We start from the raw sequence: 20967 nt of genomic DNA, 5'->3' as shown, positions 1-20967 counted from the left end.
ATCGTATTAGCCTTGTTTCAATAACAATTTTAACGCAAGTCGCATATAGCCTTCTGTATCGAGCTCTTCTTTTTCGAGTTTCGGCTTCACTTTCTTCAGTTCGCGATCCGAATACCCAAGCGCAGTCAACGCAAGCAACGCTTCATCAAGCTCATCACTTTCAGCAAGCGTAAGCAATGTATCTTCCGAATCCGGCAAATCAATTTCCGTAAACAGATCATGAAGTTTGCCTTTTAAATCCAAGATCATTTGACGCGCTGTCTTCTTGCCGACACCAGGAAACTGCACAAGGAACCCTTCATCTTCACGCTCAATCGCACTTACCACTTGAGATGGCAAGCCGTTCGCAAGAATTGCGAGCGCGCCTTTAGGACCGATTCCAGAAACGGTAATCAGTTTACGGAACAGTTCTCGTTGTTCCAGCGTCTTAAAGCCAATCAATAACTGCGTATCTTCACGCACATGCAAATACGTGAACACTTGCTGCACCTCTTCTGTTACATGGAAAGCAAATGGATTCGGCGTCATGACTTGCCAACCAATTCCAGATTGCTCCAGCACTACATATTCAGGTGTCACACGTGTCACATAGCCTTTTATGTAATCGTACAAAGTATTCTCCCCCTAAAGTATACCTGCTATTATAGCATACGAACGGGTTTTCTACTTGTACGACCTTCGGAAATTCGCATAAATAAAATAGGTGTGTATTTTAACTAATTTATGTTCAAGTTCAAGTTCAAATGCAAGTACAAGTACAAGTACAAGTAAAAATAGTGAGTGAATTTGTGAGTGTGATGGGATGGAGGCTCCAGTTGGCGGACGCTTTCCCATGGACCTGCGGTGAGCCCTCTAGGAAAGCGTCCCCTCCGAAGCACCAATCCCCTTCCCCAACACTTCTGCCAGCCTTTTGTTTTCTTATCGCATACTATTTCGCATCAAAAAAGAGCTGTCACCAGTCGTCATTTAAAATAATGACGACTTGGACAACTCCGTTCATCCTACTTATGCGTGAGCCATTGCTTGCTGTTTCTTATGGAAAACGATGAAATTCTGTACAACCGTATCAAGGAATGCGATTGTTGCTTCGTCTGTAATATTTCCTTCTTCATCCATTTTCGTGTGAATAGCACCGATATATACTTCGTTACCTGGCAATAAGTTAGGCGCTAGTGCTGGGTTAGAAAGAATTTCACGTAAGTGGATCTGTGCTCTTACTGAACCAAACACTCCCATTGATGACCCTACGATAAAGCCTGTTTTACCGTGTAACGTAAAGTCTCCGCCACGTGACAACCAGTCCAACGCATTTTTCATTGCCCCGGGAATAGAGAAGTTATACTCCGGTGTCGCGAACATCACTGCGTCTGAATCTTTCACGTCATCTTTAAATGTTTGAACTGCTACAGTTGGTTCGCTTTCAATATCGATAGAGAACATTTCTAAATCGTTGATGAGAACCGGAGTAATTTCCAATTCTTCTTTATAGCGCTTAGCCATGAATTTCACTAACTTTAAATTGTATGAAGTGGAGCTTGTACTACCGATTACTGCTTTTACTTTGATTGTCATAATGTAAATCTCCCTTTTGTTTTAATATCTGCAGGACTTATCATAGCGCTTGCTCATTTTTATTTCTAATAATTTGCTTGACATTTGAAACCTTCTTTGCATGTAAACGTATACATATAAAGTAGTTCTACGTCTTTTTAAAGGAGGAAGCTATATGCGAACAATGATTTATGCGAGTTTTGCTATGTCGCTACTACTTGTCGGTTGTAATCCAGCAACAGAAAAACCAACCGAAGAAGTAAAGTCCCCCGCAGAAACACCTGTCGAAGAAATACCTGAAGAAACAGCAACTTTGCCGGAGCGTGAACCCACAATGGATGTCGTACTACCTGTTGAAGGTGAAGACTCTACTATCACGATGGATCTCGTCGAAGGCAGCGATGCCATGTATTCACTGTATATTGATTCGGAACGATATACGTTTGAGACCGGTGAAAAAGAAGACAAGCTCATGCCGATTGACGAAGTGCCTAAAGGGTATCCTGAGGTGAATATGACATTTTTATACGTCAAAGATCAAACTCCAGAAAGTGTAATGGAAGATATGGAACAGGAATATACTATGCCGCTTGAGGAAAAGTCAATTACTGCACCAATTAACGCGATTTCATTACATGGTACTTCCGGAGAAGAATCGGATAGTGAAGTCGTGACGATCTACATGATGGAAGTAGACGGTGGCACATTGCTCATTAAGGAGAACTATTTCCTTGAAGCACAAGAAGGCCATGGCGCACGATTTGAACAGATGTTGGAGACGCTAGAAGTACGTAAATAAACAGTGAGAAATGCATTCACATACGTAAAAAGTCCTCATTCGAAATGGAATGAGGACTTAACTAGTGTATTCGTCAAATGTGTCTATGAACTTGGCCATATAATATTCGTCAACAAATTCTTCACCGATATATAAAGAATGTTTTTTAGTTCCTTCGATTTCAAACCCCATCTTTTTATATAAAGACAAACCTGCTTCATTTCGAGTAACGACCGTTAACTCTAAACGATGGATAGTATGATGCCTTGCCCATTGATCCAACTCCATAAATAGCTTCGTGCCTACGCCATGTCCTCTGAAAGTTTCAGCAATCCCCACTACAATATATGCGCAATGTCTATTCCTTTTCACATCTCCACCGATAGCAAATAGATATCCTGCTAACTCATTTAGTTCATTTTCAGCTATTAAGATAGTGGAATTACCACTATTTTTTATACGGTTTATCCTTTGCATTTGTTGCGCATGACCGCTTTCTCTTTCCCCAGCTTCCATTAACATATATTCCGAGCTCGCTTCTACATGTTCCATTAGTCGGGAAAGTTTCTCCGCATCCGCTATTTCTATTTCTCTTACTATCAATGGATCACTCCTCATTATCTGTGTTTACCTCTAGATCGAGTGATATCGCTCGCAATAAAATGGCGATTAAATCTTGAATTTCGTTAAACTTCTTCTGATTTACTAAGTGGCTGCTTCAAAAATCATTTGTTTAACTCACCTTATTGTGGAATACCCCTAAACCTGAAACAATGCTTATTTACCGTTCAGTGACGCTCTTGTTTGTTGTTAAGAAAAATATACTCCTCTTCTATGCTGTTCTTAGTAAATTATTTCACCCAGCGCTTTTGTGACAAGCGTAATTATGCTTCTTATATTAGTTCAGCTAATCCCGCATTCCACAATCGCGCCAACTTTAAATGATACTAACTATTTCCATACTGATGCATATTTCTTTTTGTATTTTTTATCCTCTTCTTTTTCAATCAAATCCAATGCAAGTTTCTTAACTTGCTCATCTTTTATTTCATCATAAAGTTTTCTAAGGCTCTCGATAATATCATAACGAATCAACGTGTAATTTTTTTCATCGGTTCCGTTTGTAAATCTATTGGCAAGGGTGTTTAATACCAACTCTTTTTGCTCAGCACCAGCTAAGGCAATTTTCCAAATGGATTTTAGACTATGTCTTGCTGTTACAAATTTCTTATCTTTTGTTACAGCCCAAACCATCGGGAAATCCTTTACCATTCTTTTTTCTGGATCACTTATCGCCAAATTACAGAGGAACTGTGCAGCTCTTGATCTTTGGTGGTTATCACCTTCTGTTAAGTCCGTCAGCAGTTGATCCCAGACTTCATAAGCCCAGTTTACTTTCTCATTCGTAATATCAAACAACTTCATAAGTGCTTCGTATTGTACTTCCTTATCTTCATCTCTAAGGTTTTCAAAAAGCCTCTTTATTGTACTATCCATTGAACTGACTCCTTTTTAATAATTTATACACCCATTGTTTTCTAAATATCACTCGTCAAATATTTTCTCTCTTTTTTGTTAAGTCGTAAAAAGACATCTAGCCTCTCCTTGTCAAAAGTCTTTTTTACACTCCTGCGCTGCAAACATTCATACATGTACAATAATCCCCCTCGTTAACGGGATAGTGGTAGCAACCCGTGGAACTATGCTGCAGCCGGACACGTTCTTAAAAGAGAGCGTGATCCTCTCAGTCGTCGGCTTCCGACCCGAGCAACTAAGCGAATGCTTCAAATATTTTTCCGTAAACGAGCACCCGTTAGTGTAATAACATTATCATCAAAATCCGAACTTATTTTTTCACTTTTATCATTCATTTTATCTCTGCCTTTTCATTGTATCTCGTTTGCTTCTGACTTTACCTATACGTTGCACAATTAATCCAACTATTAAGCCGATAGCAAAAGGAAGTATTGCAATATTCGCATCAAAAATCAAGCCATTCTCTAACGGTTCATTTAGAGCAAATGAAAACCTAAAAAGAGACAAAGTAAATATATTCCCAATCCAATATAATAGAGCCATCGTCCCAACTGATGCCAATACTGGAAACCATAAAACTCTCACAAAAGAACTCCTTTCAATATTGGTTATTGAACAATATTTCCTTATAACCCCCCTATTACTAAATAGATGATAACCCTAATCAAAGGTCACGCTCATTTCCAGTTAAGTTGAATGCTTCTTGTTCATTCATTCAAAGAGTTTCCATACGACCTCTCTCGCCTCTCGTAAACCGCCTTCTTCATACCCACTCAAAGATTTTTCACTTCATCTTTATTCAATCCAATCACTTTCCTTGAGATCTGAACTTTAACCCTATACATGCTTTCATCATACATTTGATTTCTTACACTATAGCGCCACGATTCGTTTTCTATTACTTTAAACTAGCATATTGAATCAATAACCGATTTCTCCTTTAATGGAAGTTACTACTATTACATATATAAATTTGTCTACTAAATTGGATACGTTTATTAAGTGTAACAAGTTTCATTTTTCCCAATACTTCATTACTACTTCCTACTTTTGTGAATTACACAGATTTGTGATAAGTGGCTCAGAAGTGAAACGTGAACAACTATACTACTCATCTATTTTTTCAAAAGCATGAAGTAGCTTACTCTCGAACAAAATGATTACATAAAATTAGTGAATTATAATTTCATGGCACCTCCTGAATAAAAATCAGTTAGTTTATGTTAGGTATTCAACCATTTCAATACTGAAACTACTCCTAATTTTACATCTATTCAGAAAAGCCATAAGCAGATTATTTTATTTATTCATGCAATATAATTGTTAAAAAACTTCGTAGAATTACTTTGCATTTTTTGTCGAATAACACTATCATATATAAGGGCCAGAATTCCCTTACGAATTTAGCAAACTAGCCAGAGCTCTACCAATACATTGTAAATATGTAAAAAATAATGTAAGAGGAGGGAGTTTTATGAGTTTGGCATCAATCGGTGTACCTGGATTAATAATTATCTTAGTCATTATTCTAATTTTATTCGGACCGCGAAAATTGCCGGAAATTGGTTCCGCTGTCGGTAAAACGTTAGCAGAATTTAAAAAGGCAACAAAAGATATTCTAGAAGAAGACGACAAGGATAAGAAAACAGATTCAGAAAAGTCTGAGTCTATAAAGTAAAGAAACGGTGCGATTATACTTGCCTCGGCAATTGTCGCCACATTTCATGACAAATGTGAAGGAGGAACTACACTATGACCAATAACAAAAATCCCAATCAAGATACTCAAGATTTAAGCCGAAGAAAGTTTTTGAAGAGTGGCGGTCTTGTCGCTGGTGGACTTTTAGGTGGATCACTATTTGGTGGTTTGCTAACGAATCAGTTCCAAAAAGGTACGAAGGATGAAACAACATCGCAGGCAGGCAAACAAGTATCGTTTGATGCACGTACGTTCTTCAGTCGAAATGAAGATTTCGCGTTGCTATCTGCTGCAACTGAAAGAATCTATCCAGAGAACAAAAATGGCATGGGGGCAATCGAACTAGGTGTGCCTTATTTCATTGACCGCCAATGTGCAAGCAACTGGGGAAGAAATGCGAATGACTATATGGTTGGTCCTTTCCCATCGATTACAAAAACGGACGTATATGAAGAAGAAAAACGTCAAACAAATGAAGTCATCACATCGTCCACTGTTGTGAAGTTACCGGCTGGTACGGCTAACTATCAAACGAAAATGACGAGAGGTACATTTTTCCTTGAAGGGCTTAACGCTATGGAGAAAACTTCACAAGATAAATTTGGTGAGCGGTTTGTTAATCTAGAACCTAAACAGCAGGATGAAATTTTACAAATGTTTGAAAAAGGTGTAGTGAAGTTCAGTGGGGTAGATTCCGCAGACTTCTTTAGCTTGTTGCGTCAAACAACTATCGAAGGCGTTTATGCAGATCCTGTTTACGGTGGAAATCGTAATATGGAAGCTTGGAGAATGAAAGAATACCCTGGGCCGATCATGAGCTTTTTAGATAAAATCGAAGAAGAAGAGTTTATTGTAATGGAGCCTTCAAGTTTACGTAATTACCAAGGGCTTTAATTTAGGAGGACGCATAAATGGCTAAAAAATTAGATAAAGTAGACGTTGTAGTCGTTGGTAGTGGTTGGGCTGGCGGTATTGTTTCAGCTGAACTTTCCAAAGCAGGCTATCAAGTCGTAATGTTGGAACGTGGTAAAGATCAAACACGTTCAGATTTTATAGGTGTTAAAGATGAGTTACGTTATACAAACAGACATGAAATGATTGAAAAATTAACAGGCGATACGATTACGTCTCGTGTTTCAATAGGCGATGCTGCACTACCTGTACGCTTGCAAAAAGATATGAACACAGGGACAGACCTTGGTGGCGGAAGTATGCACTGGGCAGGTTCCGTATACCGCTGGCGCTCATATGACTTCGAAATTCGTTCAAAAACAATCGAACGTTATGGAGAAGACAAAATTCCAGAAGGCATGCAAATTCGTGACTGGGGAATTACGTATGATGAACTAGAGCCTTATTATGCTAAATGGGAACAAACGGCTGGGATTTCAGGAGAACCTGATCCACTTGGTGACAAGAGATCAAATGAGTATCCAAACCCACCTATGCTAGCTTCTCCTGCGATTAAGTTGTTTAAAGAATCGGCAAAAGAGATCGGCTTACACCCTTATCAAATGGCTTCAGGAAACATGTCTCAAACGTATACAAATCCTGATGGTGAGACATTGAACCAATGTATGTTCTGTTCGTTCTGTACAATGTACGGCTGTGACTTCGGTTCAAAATCAGATCCTCTTGCAACAGTTATTCCGACTGCTCGCAAAACTGGTAACTGTGAAATCAGAACCAATTCACTCGTCAGAAGAGTTCTTCATAAAGACGGGAAAGCGACAGGCGTTTTATATACTGACACAAGAACAGGACAAGAATTCGAACAACCAGCTGACGTTGTCGTTCTTGCGGCATTCACATTCTCAAATAACCGCCTGCTCATGCTATCGGATATTGGTGAAATCTATAACCCTGAGACTAGAAAAGGAACGATTGGCCGTAACTTTACAGGACAATTCAACAGTACTTTCCTAGGTGCAACTGGCTTCTTTAACGACAAGAAATTCAACTACTATATGGGTGCTGGCGGATTAGGTGGCGCTGTAAGCGATTATGAAGCGGACTTATTTGACCACACAGATCTAGACTTCATTCATGGTGGTGGAATCGAACTTCGTCAATACGGAGATGGGGCCATTAAGAATAACTTTGTTCCTAAAGGCACACCAACATGGGGTGAAGAATTTAAAGAAAAATCACTCTTCTATGCTTTCCGTACGTTAACGGTTTGGTACTCCGCAGCAGTTATGCCTTGGTGGCACAACTTTATGGACTTAGACCCTACGTATAAAGATGAGTTTGGAGATCCAGTACTACGTATTACCAATAAATTAACAGATCAAGATAAGAACATCGCGAAATTCGGTATTGAAAAATGTACAGAAATCATGGAAGCAATGGGTGCGGACATTATTGATCAGGACGAAATTCCAGACCAATTTGACCACACTTATGGCGGAATGCACTATATTGGCGGCGTAGCTATGGGTGAAGATCCAGAAACGTCTGCGGTAAACAACTACTTGCAACTGTGGGAAATGGAAAACTTATTCGTCGTTGGCGGATCTGCACTACCACACTTCAGTAGTCACCACCCTACCCCAACAATCGGTGCACTTTCATACCGTGCAGCTGAAGGTATTGAAAAATACTTAAAAGAAAAAGGCGGTCTCTTGACGCAGCCAAAATCTTCTGGCGTTAAAGCATAATCAATATCCGATCACCTCTCACTTGGCAATTCAAAAGTGAGGGGTGATTTTTTTCTGAACTTCTACACACGATGCTTGCATTTACACCGCAACAACTGGATCACGTACTACCCTAACATCATAGAATGACACTTTATTGCTAATAACGTATCCAGGCTGTCCGTCGCGATGTGAATGCGCTTCCTTAAATGCATCGCTTTTCGTCCATGCCTCAAAAGCTTCTTTTGATTCCCAACGCGTGCTGATCGTCACTTCGTCATAATCTGGTAAATTATCCGTGAACAATACTTCCAGTCCTAAAAACCCTTCCATCTGCTCCACTTTTCCTTTTTTATCAAAACGCGTAACCAATTCATGTCCACGATCTTTTATTATCTTATTTGTGTTTGTTACGATAATCATAATTAATTCCCCCTTTTATTCTACTAAAGAGTATAAATTCTTCAGCAACTAAGTTAAATGATAATGAATCTCATTATCATTGTCAACAACAAAAAAACCAGTTAACAACTTTACTTGCTTAAAAGTTGTTGACTGGCTAGCATTCATTACTCATCCGATGCATTAGGATAGACGTTCTGAACATCGTCGTCGTCTTCAAACGCATCGATCATTAAACGTTGATATATCAAGGTTTCCATTCAAATATTTCGTACAATTATTGTTGGATATATCGTAACAGTATTACCACTAAAATGCGATATTTGTATGCCGTACATCATAATTGAAATAGAGTATTACACTTGTCATGTTTAAGGTGTCTTTTCTAAAGTAATCTCTAATAACCTGTACGCAATTTATTAATATTGACTATCTTAAATTTACGGTCATATATATCTATTATATTGTTGAGTTTTAGACTTTTATCCAATTCTGCATGGTTAGGTGCAATCATGGTAAATTGTGATGTATTTAATCTAAATCCTCCGTTTACTATATTTATATTGTCCTGTTTAACAAATGATATAAAGTGTATTCCAGGTTTTATTATTTCTTCATAAATCGTTTTTTGTGTCAGGATCAACACCTACTAACACTTTCTCAACAAAATCTGGCGTTTGTGCCCTATAATTACAATATTCAATTGTAGCTTTATATTAAACTTCTCAAGGATTGACTACATCTTCTACGACAAGATACGTACCTTCATTAAATACTACATAGTCACCTTGAATGAATGAATGTATCTCTTAGATTGCATTCCTAGGTGTGCCATTGTAATAACTGCTTGATGAGGAACATCATTAATCAATACCTCAGTGGATAAACTATTGAATGTATCTTTTAATGATTGTGTGCTCATTAAGTAATTCATCTATGTACCCCCTTCCTTTAATTAAACAGCATGAATGTATCCGTTGTACGAGGTGTCTTTTGCATAGAACGCACCTTTTGTATAAGAAGATTAATACTACGATTAATATCTCACTGAATTGACTAATGCTCATTTCGTCCATTTTGATGTTCTTGAAATTCTCAGGAACTTTTCCAAGTGATTCAAGTATAGATAGTGATGTTGCATATATAGCTCTTACTCATTCGGGATTACTTGCTAGATATTCTGTATGGGGGATAGTCCATTTTCCTTTAAGCAAACAATTAATTCTTGCCGAGTTAACTTTATGCCTTTCACTTCGATTTCGACACGTTGTAAATTATTTATTTTTATCTTTCACTTCATTAGAAATTCACTCCAAATACACCGCTATGAAAATCTTTCTAACAAAACAACTCGCTTTTAATCTATAATAAAAGCCACATCATTTATAAAATGTCCCCTTTGTAAAGGACAGTTTTAAAAAAGCCTAGGCTGTTAGTTGAAGCTGTTGTCTGTATTTTTCAGGCGGCAGCTTTTTCAAATTCCATTGACCTCGATAATGAATGTAGTACGTCATATAACTCTTAATATTTCGTCTCACTTCTTCTAGTGTCACGCAATCTTTTATATTGGTTTCATCTTTAATTTGACCAAAAAATGATTCTTGTGGGGCGTTATCCTAACATTTTCCTATACGTGACATCGATTGCCCTAACCCCATTTTCTTCACAGCTGCTTAATATCTAGGATTCGTATAATGAAACTCTTGATCTGAATGTATAAAGGCACCTGTCAGTATATGACGATGCTTCTTTAGTTTCTGAAGCGTATTCATTGCGATGTCCAGACCTAAAGAAGACGAGAGTTCATAGGCTAATACCTCATTCGTTTGGGTACCTTTAATCGTTGACAAGTAAGCACGTTTGCCATTTCCATATGTCAAATACTTGATATCATTCAATAATACCTTTTCAGCTACCCCTTGCTTAAACTCGCGTTGTAACGTGTTTTCACATGTGCCTCCTTCGTTGCCTTCGCCATACGACGTGCTGGATTGGCCTTGCCGATCGGACAGATAATCTCAAATTTCTTCATAATACAGCGGATACGTTTTAGATTATACGTGATGCCATACTGATTCTGAAGTGTCATCTTAATTTGGCGTGCCTCTTTTCTTCTTCCTCGAAAATGATAGGCCCGTAAAATGATTTCCTTTACGACTTCATCTGCCTGTTCTTGTGTTGCACGTCTCTGTTTAGATTTCTCTTCAAAGTGCTTATAGTAGCCCGAACGGGAGACTTCCATGATTTCGCATAAGTAGCTCACCAACCGTTCTAATTTATACGTTCGGATGATGTAGTCAATTAGTTCGTATTTCCGTGTCGTTTGGATTGTGATTTCTTTTTCATCTTCTGCCTTTCGAGTAGATCAAGTTTTTTTAACAGTTCATTCTCCGCTTGTAATAAACGATTCTTCGCTTCTAGTCGTTCGATTGTATGTTGTGGTGTTAGGTCACGTTCAATCGGGCGATCTGAATTGTTTTTTCGTGTATCCTGTAAGCCCTCTACACCACTTTTTCGGTAGGCTGCACACCAGCGATTTCCTGAAGATCTAACTCGTTTTATACCTATTAAATCAGCATCTAAGCATGCTTCCTCGAAAATCTCTCGTGGCATTCTCCCTTTTTCGTTTTCTGCAATAAAATGGCGTTTAAATTTATCGGTATACGTGATGTTTTTGTCACTAACTGCCTGTACGTTGGGATTGCATTGTAATTGTTCTTGTTCTCTTGTGGTAAACAATCGTTCAGTCATATTTATCCGCTACGACATCTTTTTTCTTAATTATAAACAAAAGTACCCCATAGGTGATGTGCACCCCTAAAAGTTAGAGTTTTATATTACGCAGCTTGTTGGCTGGTGTGAAGACGGTATTGTACCGGACTCATGCCAGCCAATTTCTGTTTGATCCGTTTGTTATTATAGTAATCAATATATAGCTCGATATCTCGTTTTAGTTCCTCATACGTGCGCAGTGGTACATCATAATACATCTCTTGTTTCAATAAGCCAAAGAAGTTTTCCATAGGAGAATTATCTAAATAGTTTCCTTTTCGCGACATGCTTTGGAACACTTTGTGTTCTTTGAGCGTAGTTACCCATTGTTTATGTTGATAGTGCCAGCCTTGATCGGAGTGAATCGTCGTTCGATATCTTGAGTCTTTCACAATCTGAAGTGCTTTTTCTAAAGGCTTCATAACGAAGTCGAGTGTTGGATGCATACCGATGCCATGGGATAGATTTTCTCCATTATACATATCCATAATGGGGCTAAGATAGAGTTTTCGACCATCGGAACACTTGAATTCTGTAATATCCATTATCAATTTTTGATAGGGAATCGACGTATTGAAACGACGGTGAATTCGGTTCTTTGCCACGGTTGCGATCGTTCCTTTATATGAGCGATACCCCGTGATTTACGAATGAATTTGTCATCTTTCGCTCCGAGTTTACGAATGATCCGCTGCACTTTTTTATGATTTACTATAACTCCACGATTCCTTAACTCCAATTGAATCCTGCGGTAGCCATAATTACCATCGTGTTCATCAAAAATAGATTGAATGGTTTCTTCGAGCACTTGATTTGGATTATTTCGTTTCAATTGTTTGACATGATAATGTTAGAAGACTCAGGAATGCCTAGAATTTGAAGGACATCCTTCAATCGAAATTCTTCTTTGAGTTCGAATGATACCGCTGTTTGTGCTTTTCGGGATAGCCGTCGGGATCCATCTGAAAAGCCTTTAACTTTCTACCTCTAAACGCAAGAGTTCATTCTCTCTTTCTAATTTCTGTTCACGCGTCATCTCTTCCTGTGGAGCAGGCTGTGTACTTTTAACGTTCTTCACTTTGTCTGACACGGTTGGCCGTCCTTTCGGTTGGTCCTAGGGCTTCCTCACCGCCTTCAAGGAATTTCCTTTTTCATGAAGAGATCATCGATGGATTGGTTAGCCCGAAGTGAAGTGCCGTTTCTGACCGCGAAGCGCCTGTCCTTTTCATAAAGCTTAGTACATCCAGCTTGAATTGAACAGGATAAACTTCACGGATTTTCCTTCTAAATAATCCTTCCACACCGTACTTTTTATAAGCGTTCACCCAATTCCTTATCTGTATATCAGCTTTTACGCCATGCTTTTTAGCCAATGTCTTATACCCGGATCGTCCATCGAGATATTCTTGAACAAGCTTCAGCTTAAACTTCTCGCTATATTTAACCATAAGAAAACACCCCAAAAGTTAGATTGTAGCTCTAACTTTTTGGGTGCACATCACAGGATAGACTTTTTTTAAAGTGTCTTTCGTATAGGGTACATTTTATTAGATGTGACTTAAATAGTTTTTATATTTCTTCGCCTATTACTAGTAATGCTGAATGTACTAGTTCTCTTCGGGGACCATTTATTTCCCTATGTTCTTCCTCTATGTCGGTTTAATAGGCAGTGTATTTAATGTCAATTACTATCTCATGACGGTTGTTCTCTAAATACTTATTAATGACATCATCTATATTCATGCTGGAAACCGCTTCTAATAACGTAACTTTCTTGACTTTATACATATCATTCACCCCCTTATATCAAAACCAATTCGACATAAAAGAGATAATACCTTAATTAATCTTGAAAAGCTGTTAAAATTTCATCAGTAAAATAAAGATATTTATAGTTTGGATAAACCCATTGTTCTCTTTGACTATATGATGTAACAGTTCTATTAACTTTATCTGGTTCTCCCCACGTAGATTTAAGGACTTCATCTTTAGACATACCAAGTGTCGGATTCTTTATCTCGATTTTAACAATATCTAAATTTCTTGAATTAATTGAGTTATATCTCTCAATCCATACACCTAGTGATCCATTTATGGCTGATGCATAATCCAATATTTCATCAGATAAAACACCATCATAGAACGGTGAGATATTAACGAATGGGTTACTGGGTACGTAGCCCGTTTCATCTAATTCTTTACTTTTTGCATACTCGTACATTGCATCCGTAGATTCATTTTTAATAAAACGTGAATATGCTTCTTTTGCTTTTGTGTACTCTCCATTCATGATCGGATATTTCATGGAGTTAGTTATGTTTTCTATTTCTTGCTTACGGAAATTTATTATCTTTTCATTTAAACTATCTTCAATTATAGAGTAGTCAAACCAATACTCATTTTTATAAAAATCATCTTTAGATTTTTGAAATGCACTCTCAACAGCAAGATTGTACACTTCAATTATCTCATCTGATCTATTAGTGTAATCTCCTGTTTGAGTAAATGTAGTGTAGTAGTCAAAGAATATAGATTCTTCATTTCCCTCTTCCAGTATACGTTTATAGTCATCTACGATTTTTAATTGTTGCTCTTCTTTACTTTCTTCTTTAACCACAGCATCTAAATCATTTTTATTTAACTCCTCAGAATTATTTTTACTGCAACCAACAATTAAAATAATTAGAAGTATTGGAAAAAATAATATACTTTCACGCACAAAAACCTCTCCTTATGGTAATATAATCCTGTATATATATTACCATACAAAAAGTTCTAATTGTTAGATTGCTTAATATATTGTAAGTACAAACCACTACATAGAATTTCATTTTGAATTACAATGATTAATACTAAATAGTGAAAATATAAGGAAAGAGCATAAGGGAAATCTGTTCCCATATACTATGTATGTGAAGTTAGGCGATACCTAACGATATTATGTTCCCATGGAAAGTAGTGAATGCCTTGCAAGTAAGTCACAAAAATAGAGAAAATCAGCCACCTAAATCTACACTATTTCTCCTCTATTTCATTTTTATGCATAATAAAAACACCCTTAACGAAAGGGTGTTCAATAGATAATTAATCTGAAATTATTTCTTTTTCTTCCTCTTTTTCTTCCTCTTTATTTTTCTCGTAATCTTCTTTCAACTTTTTAATATCGGCTGGTAAAGTAATTAACAACTCTTCTTGTTGTTGTTCAAATTGACTATATAGGTCGTTGGTTTTTCTATTAAAATCAATTAAAGATCCAGTAGGCGACAACGCCTGATCTACCATTTTAGTATAAACACCATACATTTGTTTTATTAGTGTATACGTTTCCACATATTCGGCAGGGGGACTTTGGAGTATTTTCATGTTCTCTCTTATCTTCTCTCGCCCTTTTTCTCTTGCTTCTATCATTCCATTCTCTGTTAATCTCTCTTTATATTCGCTGATTTTTGTACTAAAGTCGTTTCGTTTGTCAATAGCGTTTCTCCATACGTCGGAGTAATTGGCTACTATAACACTTGATAATAAAAATTCAAAATACATTTCAACTGAGGTTTCTGCTAGGATAGTGGCGTATTCCTGCTTTTTTTTCTCTTTTTGCAAATTTTGATATTTCATTACACCAAAAATTCCACTTAAAATTATAACAATAGCTAAAATACTTACAATAATGATCTTATTACTCTTCTTCTTTGGGGTCAGTTCCTTATTAATACTTTCACTACTATCCAATATATATATCCCTCCTAGCAATTTCATCCTATTTCTATACTACCATAATACCTACTAAATTTGGAAGTCCATTTTAAAAATAAAATGTGTTCTATTAAAAGGACGTTAATTTAATTGTTTTCCGAAATACTATTTTGAATTTTCACTATTTTAAAATTTGTATTGAGATTGTCCTAACACTTTTAGCACGATACACTCGTTGTAATTTTCCCTATATAACAGTGCAATATATACTTTTTCGCACTTTTCTCCCTATTCACCGCAATTCACACTCAAAGTTTGCTACTCTTTTTGCACCCTTTTGCACTTCACTCAACTAGAGCATTAAACGCACCTGACTACAACAATCAGCCACTCTTGTATCATACGCTCCTTCTCCATCTGCATGTCCTCGATATAAGTGTTCTTCTCGAGCATCGATTCAACGCTCATGCCGTTGATCTCTCTTAGCGTTTAAGATTCTCAATGATTTCTCTGTCGTTCAGAGGGATGTTGTATGAAAACACAAAGCCCAAACTGTAATACTCAGTTCTTTTTCAATATTGGACTAATTAGAAAATACCTTTATTTTATACATTTTCAATTAATCTCTATATTTGTATCTAGTACACCATTGTGGTGTATATTGATTAATTCACTTGCTCGTATACCTGTATCTACAAAGAAAAGTACAATCAGTTTCCTTTGACAGTAGTATTATTCTTTCAAGGATATAACCCTCTTTCACACAATAAACAAACAGTGATCTCACACTTTTTAATATGCCATTAGTGTAGGTTGCTTTTCTTCCTATTCCTTTCAGATACATAAAATAGGATTTAATATGAGTTGACTTAGCCCCTTCAAGTTCACTAAACTCTAATTCTGTTGCAATATATTGGAAGGACGCTAAATTGTTATTCTTGAAACCTCTATTTGCCTTTTCAGAATAGTTTTTGCTTTTAATATCATAAATATATTCTTTTAAAACTTCTTTTAAAACATCTTCCAACAACAAAAAAGACACTTCCCACTAAGTAAGTTTTCAACAATACTTGTAGGAAATGTCTCTTTGAATGTCATAAATAATTCAGGTTCATTTATACATGTATATCGTAACAAAAGCGATATTTCTACATGTAACATTTAATAAAAACCCTCTTCAAACCCTTGATTTATCTACGTTTAGATGCATTCATTACTCATCCGATGCATTAGAATAGACGTTTTGTACATCGTCGTCGTCTTCCAACGCATCGATCATATTCATAAATTGTTCTTGTTGCTCTTCGGTCAAATCCGCATAAACCGATGGAACCATATCTACTTCTGCTGAAATAAATACTAAATCTTCCGCTTCAAGCGCTTCTTTTACATTCAGGAATTCAGAAGGTTCCGTCAGAATTTCAAATCCATCTTCTGTTGAAATAACATCTTCTGCCCCTGCTTCCAAAGCCGCCAGCATGACTGTGTCCTCGTCCGTTTCTTGCGTACGTTCGATGAACAAACGGCCTTTGCGTTCAAATAAATAGTTGACGGAGCCAGTTTCTCCTAAACTACCGCCATTTTTATTGAATGCCACGCGCATATTGGGTGCTGTACGATTGCGGTTTTCTGTCAGGGTATAGACGAGGACAGCGACGCCGCCTGGCCCGTACCCTTCGTAAATTACTTCTTCATAGTTTTCATCCGCACCCGAACCTGTTGCTTTATCAATTGCCCGCTGAATAACATCATTTGGGACATTCACACTCTTAGACTTATCGATTGCTAGACGTAAAGCTGGATTCGTGTCCGGATCGTCTCCGCCAGACTTTGCTGCGACGTAAATTTCACGCGACATCTTCTGAAAGATCTTTCCTCGTTTTGCATCCTGTGCGCCTTTTCTGTTCTGGATATTTTTCCACTTGGAATGGCCTGCCATGGATCAAACCTCCTACTTCATCATTCGCTCTATATCATACCATAATCTTGGCCAATGTGAGAGCGCAGTATCTGTAAAATGTAGAAGTTTGCTAGCCATCCGTTGTTGCTGCGCTAGTGGCAATGACAACAGATGCAACCATTCCCGAAGTACTTCATTTGGATATAAAAGCTTCGCTAACGACTGGTTTGACAAGGTTTGCAGCGCCGGATGCTCCCCCATCAAAAAAGTCGGATTATAGGAAATTTGCGGCAACACACGATGCATCCATAACACACGTTCATCCTCTTCGGTTCCGAGACACGCTAAATCAAAATCTATAAAGCGGATATTCCCAGTCGAGTCCCGCAAAATATTATGATGTACGACATCGCCATGCAATAGCGTCAGAGAGTGAACAGGAGGTGGTTCTTTTTTGGCAATCTGCAATGCACCCCGTCCATACTGTAACAGCTGGTCAATCGTCGAAGAAGTAAGAAACGCCCCACACATTTCCCGCAACTCTTCAAAGCGTGCAAGACGGATTTCCCACTTCTCAATCATATGATAATGCGGCAGACAGGAAATCGACTGCCAATCAATCGTATATTTCGTATCATGTAATGCTTGTAGCGCACGGAACGAGTCGATACGGTCAATTCTACGCTTAAAGTTGACCGCTTTCGCATTTTCGAGCCACGGCTGCATGATTAACAAAGGATCCGATTTATCGACAATCGGCAAGATATATGGAAAATGTTGTGCACTAAGTAATTGATGTACTTGCCGAACTTTCACAGCTTGAGCGAGTGATGCATACTTCTTTACAGAATACATGGCTCCGCCTGATTCCATTTTCCAGACATTCTTTTTGATTTTGGTAAATCGCTGATTGTCTGCCATACGCGGTTACTGGTTTCGGTGCCAGTCCTCCTGTATTGGCATCGGCTGTTGTGGAGGTGTATTACACCCACAATCACCCTGATAACCTGGAGGTTGTTGCCACATCGGCGGCATTGGCATCTGTGGCATTGGCATCGGCATCATTTGTGGATACGGCATCCATTGCATCGCTGGCATACATTCCGGTTGTGTCGGCCATTGAGGCTGGACCGGCCAATTCGGTGAGCAATGCGGCTGATTTGACGGACACCATGACGGTGGCGTCTCCGCTTTAGGCGGCATCGTTGGTTGTTGCGGCATTGGCATTGGCATCGGCTGTTGTGGCATTGGCTGCATCACAGGCGGCTTTGGTTGAGGCATCGGATTCGGTTTCATGTGTAATGAACTCGATTCGATCAACTGCCAACCGTCTGGCATCGGTGCGGGAACAGGTTTATGGTGATGGGGTGACTCTTCACACCACTTAGATGATTCTTTTGGCGGCATCGGTTTGATTGGCGCCTGCATAGGCGGTTGCATCGGCGGCATAGGCTGCATAGGCTGTTGCGGCATATGTGGATGGCAGTCCGCATCGAAAATTGGCATCCAACCGCAAATCGGGAATACTGCCTGCCACATCGGTGGAGCCTGCATAGGCGGCATCGGCATATGAGGCACTGCTGGTGAAGTCTGCGATTGTTGCGGCATCGGTGGCGGTGCTGGGACCGGTTGCTGTTGCATCGGCGGTACTTGTGGCAAAGGCTTCTGCTGCATCGGTGGCAACTGTGGTCTCTGTGGCATCTGTGGCGCTTGTGGTAGCGGCGGCACTTGATGCTTCGGTGGTTTCGTTTGTGGAGGTGCCGGTTTAGAAGGCTTCTCCTGGTGTGGCGGCTTCATCGGTGCTTCATGATGCGGTTTCTCATGTGGTTTTTCATGGTGTGGCTTTTCATGGTGCGGTTTTTCATGTGGTTTCTCTTGGGGTGGCGTATGATCACCTTTATGATGAGGCTTTTTCTTATCCATCGGCAAAAATATTTTCATGCCGGGAACGATATAGTCCGGATTCGCCAGGTGCGCATTCACCCGCTTCAGTTCCTCGAACGGTATACCGTATTGTCTTGCGATCTTCCATAATGTATCACCCTTGACGACAATATGAACTTCCACTAACAATTCCCCCTTCCATCAATCCATCGTATGAACGGACGCCTACTTTTGTGACAATATGTGTAGGCCTCCTCTCTTGTTATGTATATTCAACAGGGACTTGTTTATTCCAAATAAAAAACCATCCTGATGAATAGAGGATGGTGGAATGAAGACAGTTCAATTAGAGAGTGTATGGGATTTCCGCTCAGGCTATGGACGCTTTTCCGGTGGGCGTGGCTTGAGCTTCCGCTTTAATCCTACGTTTATAGTGGATGGACATAGAACTCTTATTTGCGATAATGTGTGAATTAGTAAAGCCCCTGAACTTAGTTAAGTTCAGGGGCTTTTCTGGTTTTATTTCAAGTGCAGTTACCTATTACAAACCAACATGCAATGAACATTGATACGTATCAACTAGTCATACTGTTGGAGCAAAAGCGAAGCGTTCGAAGAATATCTTTGCACTAGTGACTAGTCGGCTCCACCTCGAATGGGATATGCGTCCCCTCCGTAGCACCAATCCACTCACGTATACCGTGCCAGCCTATCCTTAAGAGATAAATTCACCAGACTCGTAGACATAGTACGTTCCGAACGAGCGTGCTGTACAGCCTAGTGCGTCTAGTTCTTCCATCGCGCCCTTCATCATCGGATGTTCCTCCGACTCGTTAATATCAATAATAAAGAAATAATGACCAAGACCCGTCTTTAATGGACGTGATTCGATCTTACTCAAGTTCAACCGGCGCCACGAGAACACCGACAGAATCTGATGTAGCATCCCTGGACGGTCGTCTTCAGGCAACTTCACCATCAACGTCGTCTTCATCGAAGAAGCATGCTTCGAATGCTCTAACTTCTCCTTGCGCAACGACAGCACGACGAAACGTGTGTGATTGAAGTGGAAGTCATGAATATTCTCTTCTGCTATATGTAAGCCGTACGTTTCTGCTGCCAAACGGTTGCCAATTGCCGCAACACGTAAGTCTGGCTGTTCAGAAATAGATTTCGCTGCTGCTGCCGTAGACGTCGTCTGAATCAACGGAACTCCGCGGAAACGATATTGCAAAAATTTATGACATTGTGCCAACGCATGCGGATGAGACTGAATCGAATCCAATTCATCCAAGTGATGGATCTGCGATTTATTCACTAGCATATGCTGCTCAATTGGCGTGGAAATTTCAGCTGTGATAAACAATTCTTCACTATTAAATAAATAATCAATCGTTAACGGTACGGAACCTTCAAGTGCATTTTCTAACGGAACGACTGCATAGGCAACATGGCCTTCTGTCACCGCTTCTATACAATCTGGAATCGTCGGACGTGGCGTTAAGCCTTCCATGCCGAATAAATCAGACGCTGCAATATGAGTGAATGATGCTTCAGGTCCCAAATACGCAACGGAAGGTATATACTTCTTTTCTGTCATGATTCTTTCATCTCCCCACTGATTTAAGAGGTCAGAAAACCCCTGAACTAATTAAGTCAACGGAATCAATAAATCGAGGTGCTTTAAGTCGCTGTAAAAATGCTTCTACTTTAATTTCCATTTCCGTCACATCTAGCGATAACGTAATATTAGCGCGGCCCTGGACAGGAATCGTCTGGTGGATCGTCAATACATTACATTTCGCCTCTGAGACGACTTCCAAAAGCACAGCTAAGGAACCTTTTAAATCTTCCAGTTGAATAAAAATCGTCAAGATCCGGTCCCGTGCGATCGATTCGAACGGGAACACGGCATCACGATATTTATAGAAGGCACTGCGTGACAGACCGACCCGTTTGGTTGCTTCTTGGATCGTCGTCACTTCGCCCCTTGCCATCATTCGTTTAGCTTCCAACATTTTCTGCATCGACTCAGTCAATACATCTTCACGCACTAAATAAAACTGACCTTCCCCGATTTGTTCCATTTTGCTCCCCCCAAAACGAGCCATTCC

General features: G+C 39.1%; 23 protein-coding genes and 1 pseudogene. 4 read left to right on the top strand and 20 right to left on the bottom strand.

All coding sequences use genetic code 11. The annotated features are described in order from the left end of the window. Positions 1-6: 6 nt before the first annotated feature. Both ruvA and CSV68_RS11395 read right to left on the bottom strand, forming a co-directional pair. Positions 7-612, bottom strand: a complete 606-nt coding sequence (gene ruvA, locus CSV68_RS11400) for a Holliday junction branch migration protein RuvA (protein WP_099662196.1) — start codon at positions 610-612, stop codon at positions 7-9. Positions 613-1005: 393 nt separating this feature from the next. Further along, positions 1006-1572, bottom strand: a complete 567-nt coding sequence (locus tag CSV68_RS11395) for an NADPH-dependent FMN reductase (RefSeq protein WP_099634417.1) — start codon at positions 1570-1572, stop codon at positions 1006-1008. Between the two features lie 154 nt (positions 1573-1726). On the opposite strand from CSV68_RS11395, the gene CSV68_RS11390 reads away from it, so the two are divergent. Further along, entirely contained in the window at positions 1727-2350 is a 624-nt protein-coding gene (locus tag CSV68_RS11390; RefSeq protein ID WP_099662195.1) for a hypothetical protein, read from the top strand. Positions 2351-2407: 57 nt separating this feature from the next. Here the strand turns inward: CSV68_RS11390 and CSV68_RS11385 are convergent, their stop codons facing one another. The 3 genes from CSV68_RS11385 to CSV68_RS11375 form a co-directional block, all read right to left on the bottom strand. After that, positions 2408-2932 carry a GNAT family N-acetyltransferase gene (locus tag CSV68_RS11385; RefSeq protein WP_099662194.1) on the bottom strand — a complete coding sequence of 175 codons (525 nt, stop codon included), beginning with the start codon at positions 2930-2932 and terminating at the stop codon, positions 2408-2410. Between the two features lie 348 nt (positions 2933-3280). Next, complete coding sequence (locus CSV68_RS11380) at positions 3281-3826, bottom strand: hypothetical protein (protein WP_099634414.1); 546 nt, start codon at positions 3824-3826, stop codon at positions 3281-3283. Positions 3827-4201: 375 nt separating this feature from the next. Continuing rightward, complete coding sequence (locus tag CSV68_RS11375; protein WP_099662193.1) at positions 4202-4450, bottom strand: hypothetical protein; 249 nt, start codon at positions 4448-4450, stop codon at positions 4202-4204. 889 nt (positions 4451-5339) lie between these two features. Here CSV68_RS11375 and tatA point away from each other — a divergent pair. The 3 genes from tatA to CSV68_RS11360 all read left to right on the top strand — a co-directional run bounded on the left by tatA (position 5340) and on the right by CSV68_RS11360 (position 8223). Then, positions 5340-5543 carry a twin-arginine translocase TatA/TatE family subunit gene (tatA, locus tag CSV68_RS11370; protein WP_099634412.1) on the top strand — a complete coding sequence of 68 codons (204 nt, stop codon included), beginning with the start codon at positions 5340-5342 and terminating at the stop codon, positions 5541-5543. Between the two features lie 74 nt (positions 5544-5617). After that, positions 5618-6457 (top strand): gluconate 2-dehydrogenase subunit 3 family protein, encoded by an 840-nt coding sequence (locus CSV68_RS11365; RefSeq protein ID WP_099662192.1) that lies wholly within the window; start codon positions 5618-5620, stop codon positions 6455-6457. Positions 6458-6474: 17 nt separating this feature from the next. Continuing rightward, complete coding sequence (locus tag CSV68_RS11360; protein ID WP_099634410.1) at positions 6475-8223, top strand: GMC family oxidoreductase; 1749 nt, start codon at positions 6475-6477, stop codon at positions 8221-8223. Between the two features lie 81 nt (positions 8224-8304). Here the strand turns inward: CSV68_RS11360 and isdG are convergent, their stop codons facing one another. From isdG to CSV68_RS11290, 15 genes and pseudogenes are all read right to left on the bottom strand, one after another. After that, positions 8305-8625 (bottom strand): heme oxygenase, encoded by a 321-nt coding sequence (gene isdG / locus CSV68_RS11355; RefSeq protein WP_099634409.1) that lies wholly within the window; start codon positions 8623-8625, stop codon positions 8305-8307. Between the two features lie 146 nt (positions 8626-8771). Further along, the gene (locus CSV68_RS17435) at positions 8772-8864 is read right to left on the bottom strand and encodes a YebC/PmpR family DNA-binding transcriptional regulator (protein WP_233192909.1); all 93 of its coding nucleotides are present in this window, start codon (positions 8862-8864) and stop codon (positions 8772-8774) included. A 515-nt stretch (positions 8865-9379) separates the two neighbouring features. Next, positions 9380-9538: a hypothetical protein gene (locus tag CSV68_RS17195; protein ID WP_158233518.1), complete on the bottom strand. Its 159-nt coding sequence runs from the start codon at positions 9536-9538 to the stop codon at positions 9380-9382. 490 nt (positions 9539-10028) lie between these two features. Beyond that, positions 10029-11355: pseudogene (locus CSV68_RS11345) on the bottom strand (IS3 family transposase). Positions 11356-11441: 86 nt separating this feature from the next. Further along, entirely contained in the window at positions 11442-12020 is a 579-nt protein-coding gene (locus CSV68_RS11340) for an IS3 family transposase (protein WP_143561005.1), read from the bottom strand. After that, entirely contained in the window at positions 11924-12184 is a 261-nt protein-coding gene (locus CSV68_RS17645; RefSeq protein WP_368665181.1) for an IS3 family transposase, read from the bottom strand. Before CSV68_RS17645 ends, CSV68_RS11340 begins: the two co-directional genes overlap by 97 nt. 343 nt (positions 12185-12527) lie before the next feature. Then, entirely contained in the window at positions 12528-12824 is a 297-nt protein-coding gene (locus CSV68_RS11330; protein ID WP_099633001.1) for a helix-turn-helix domain-containing protein, read from the bottom strand. Between the two features lie 395 nt (positions 12825-13219). After that, positions 13220-14095, bottom strand: coding sequence for a hypothetical protein (locus CSV68_RS11325; RefSeq protein ID WP_099662189.1), 876 nt, complete (start codon positions 14093-14095; stop codon positions 13220-13222). A gap of 365 nt (positions 14096-14460) precedes the next feature. Further along, on the bottom strand, positions 14461-15105 hold the full coding sequence (locus tag CSV68_RS11320) for a hypothetical protein (RefSeq protein WP_099632999.1): 645 nt from the start codon (positions 15103-15105) through the stop codon (positions 14461-14463). A gap of 634 nt (positions 15106-15739) precedes the next feature. Then, a complete protein-coding gene (locus CSV68_RS11315; RefSeq protein ID WP_099632998.1) occupies positions 15740-16102 on the bottom strand; it encodes a hypothetical protein in 363 nt (120 codons plus the stop codon). Positions 16103-16282: 180 nt separating this feature from the next. Beyond that, complete coding sequence (locus CSV68_RS11310; RefSeq protein WP_099662188.1) at positions 16283-17008, bottom strand: YebC/PmpR family DNA-binding transcriptional regulator; 726 nt, start codon at positions 17006-17008, stop codon at positions 16283-16285. 12 nt (positions 17009-17020) lie between these two features. Then, positions 17021-17890, bottom strand: coding sequence for a phosphotransferase (locus tag CSV68_RS11305; protein WP_099662187.1), 870 nt, complete (start codon positions 17888-17890; stop codon positions 17021-17023). A 6-nt stretch (positions 17891-17896) separates the two neighbouring features. After that, entirely contained in the window at positions 17897-19036 is a 1140-nt protein-coding gene (locus tag CSV68_RS17430; RefSeq protein WP_233192908.1) for a LysM peptidoglycan-binding domain-containing protein, read from the bottom strand. A gap of 532 nt (positions 19037-19568) precedes the next feature. Continuing rightward, positions 19569-20453 (bottom strand): prephenate dehydratase, encoded by an 885-nt coding sequence (gene pheA, locus CSV68_RS11295; RefSeq protein WP_099662186.1) that lies wholly within the window; start codon positions 20451-20453, stop codon positions 19569-19571. Positions 20454-20484: 31 nt separating this feature from the next. Then, positions 20485-20940, bottom strand: a complete 456-nt coding sequence (locus CSV68_RS11290) for an ACT domain-containing protein (RefSeq protein ID WP_029053700.1) — start codon at positions 20938-20940, stop codon at positions 20485-20487. Positions 20941-20967: the final 27 nt, after the last annotated feature.

This window comes from Sporosarcina sp. P29, from assembly GCF_002743265.1.
GTDB lineage: Bacteria > Bacillota > Bacilli > Bacillales_A > Planococcaceae > Sporosarcina.
The sequence above is the reverse complement of the archived record's forward strand: the minus strand, read 5'-3'. Positions and strand labels throughout refer to the sequence as shown.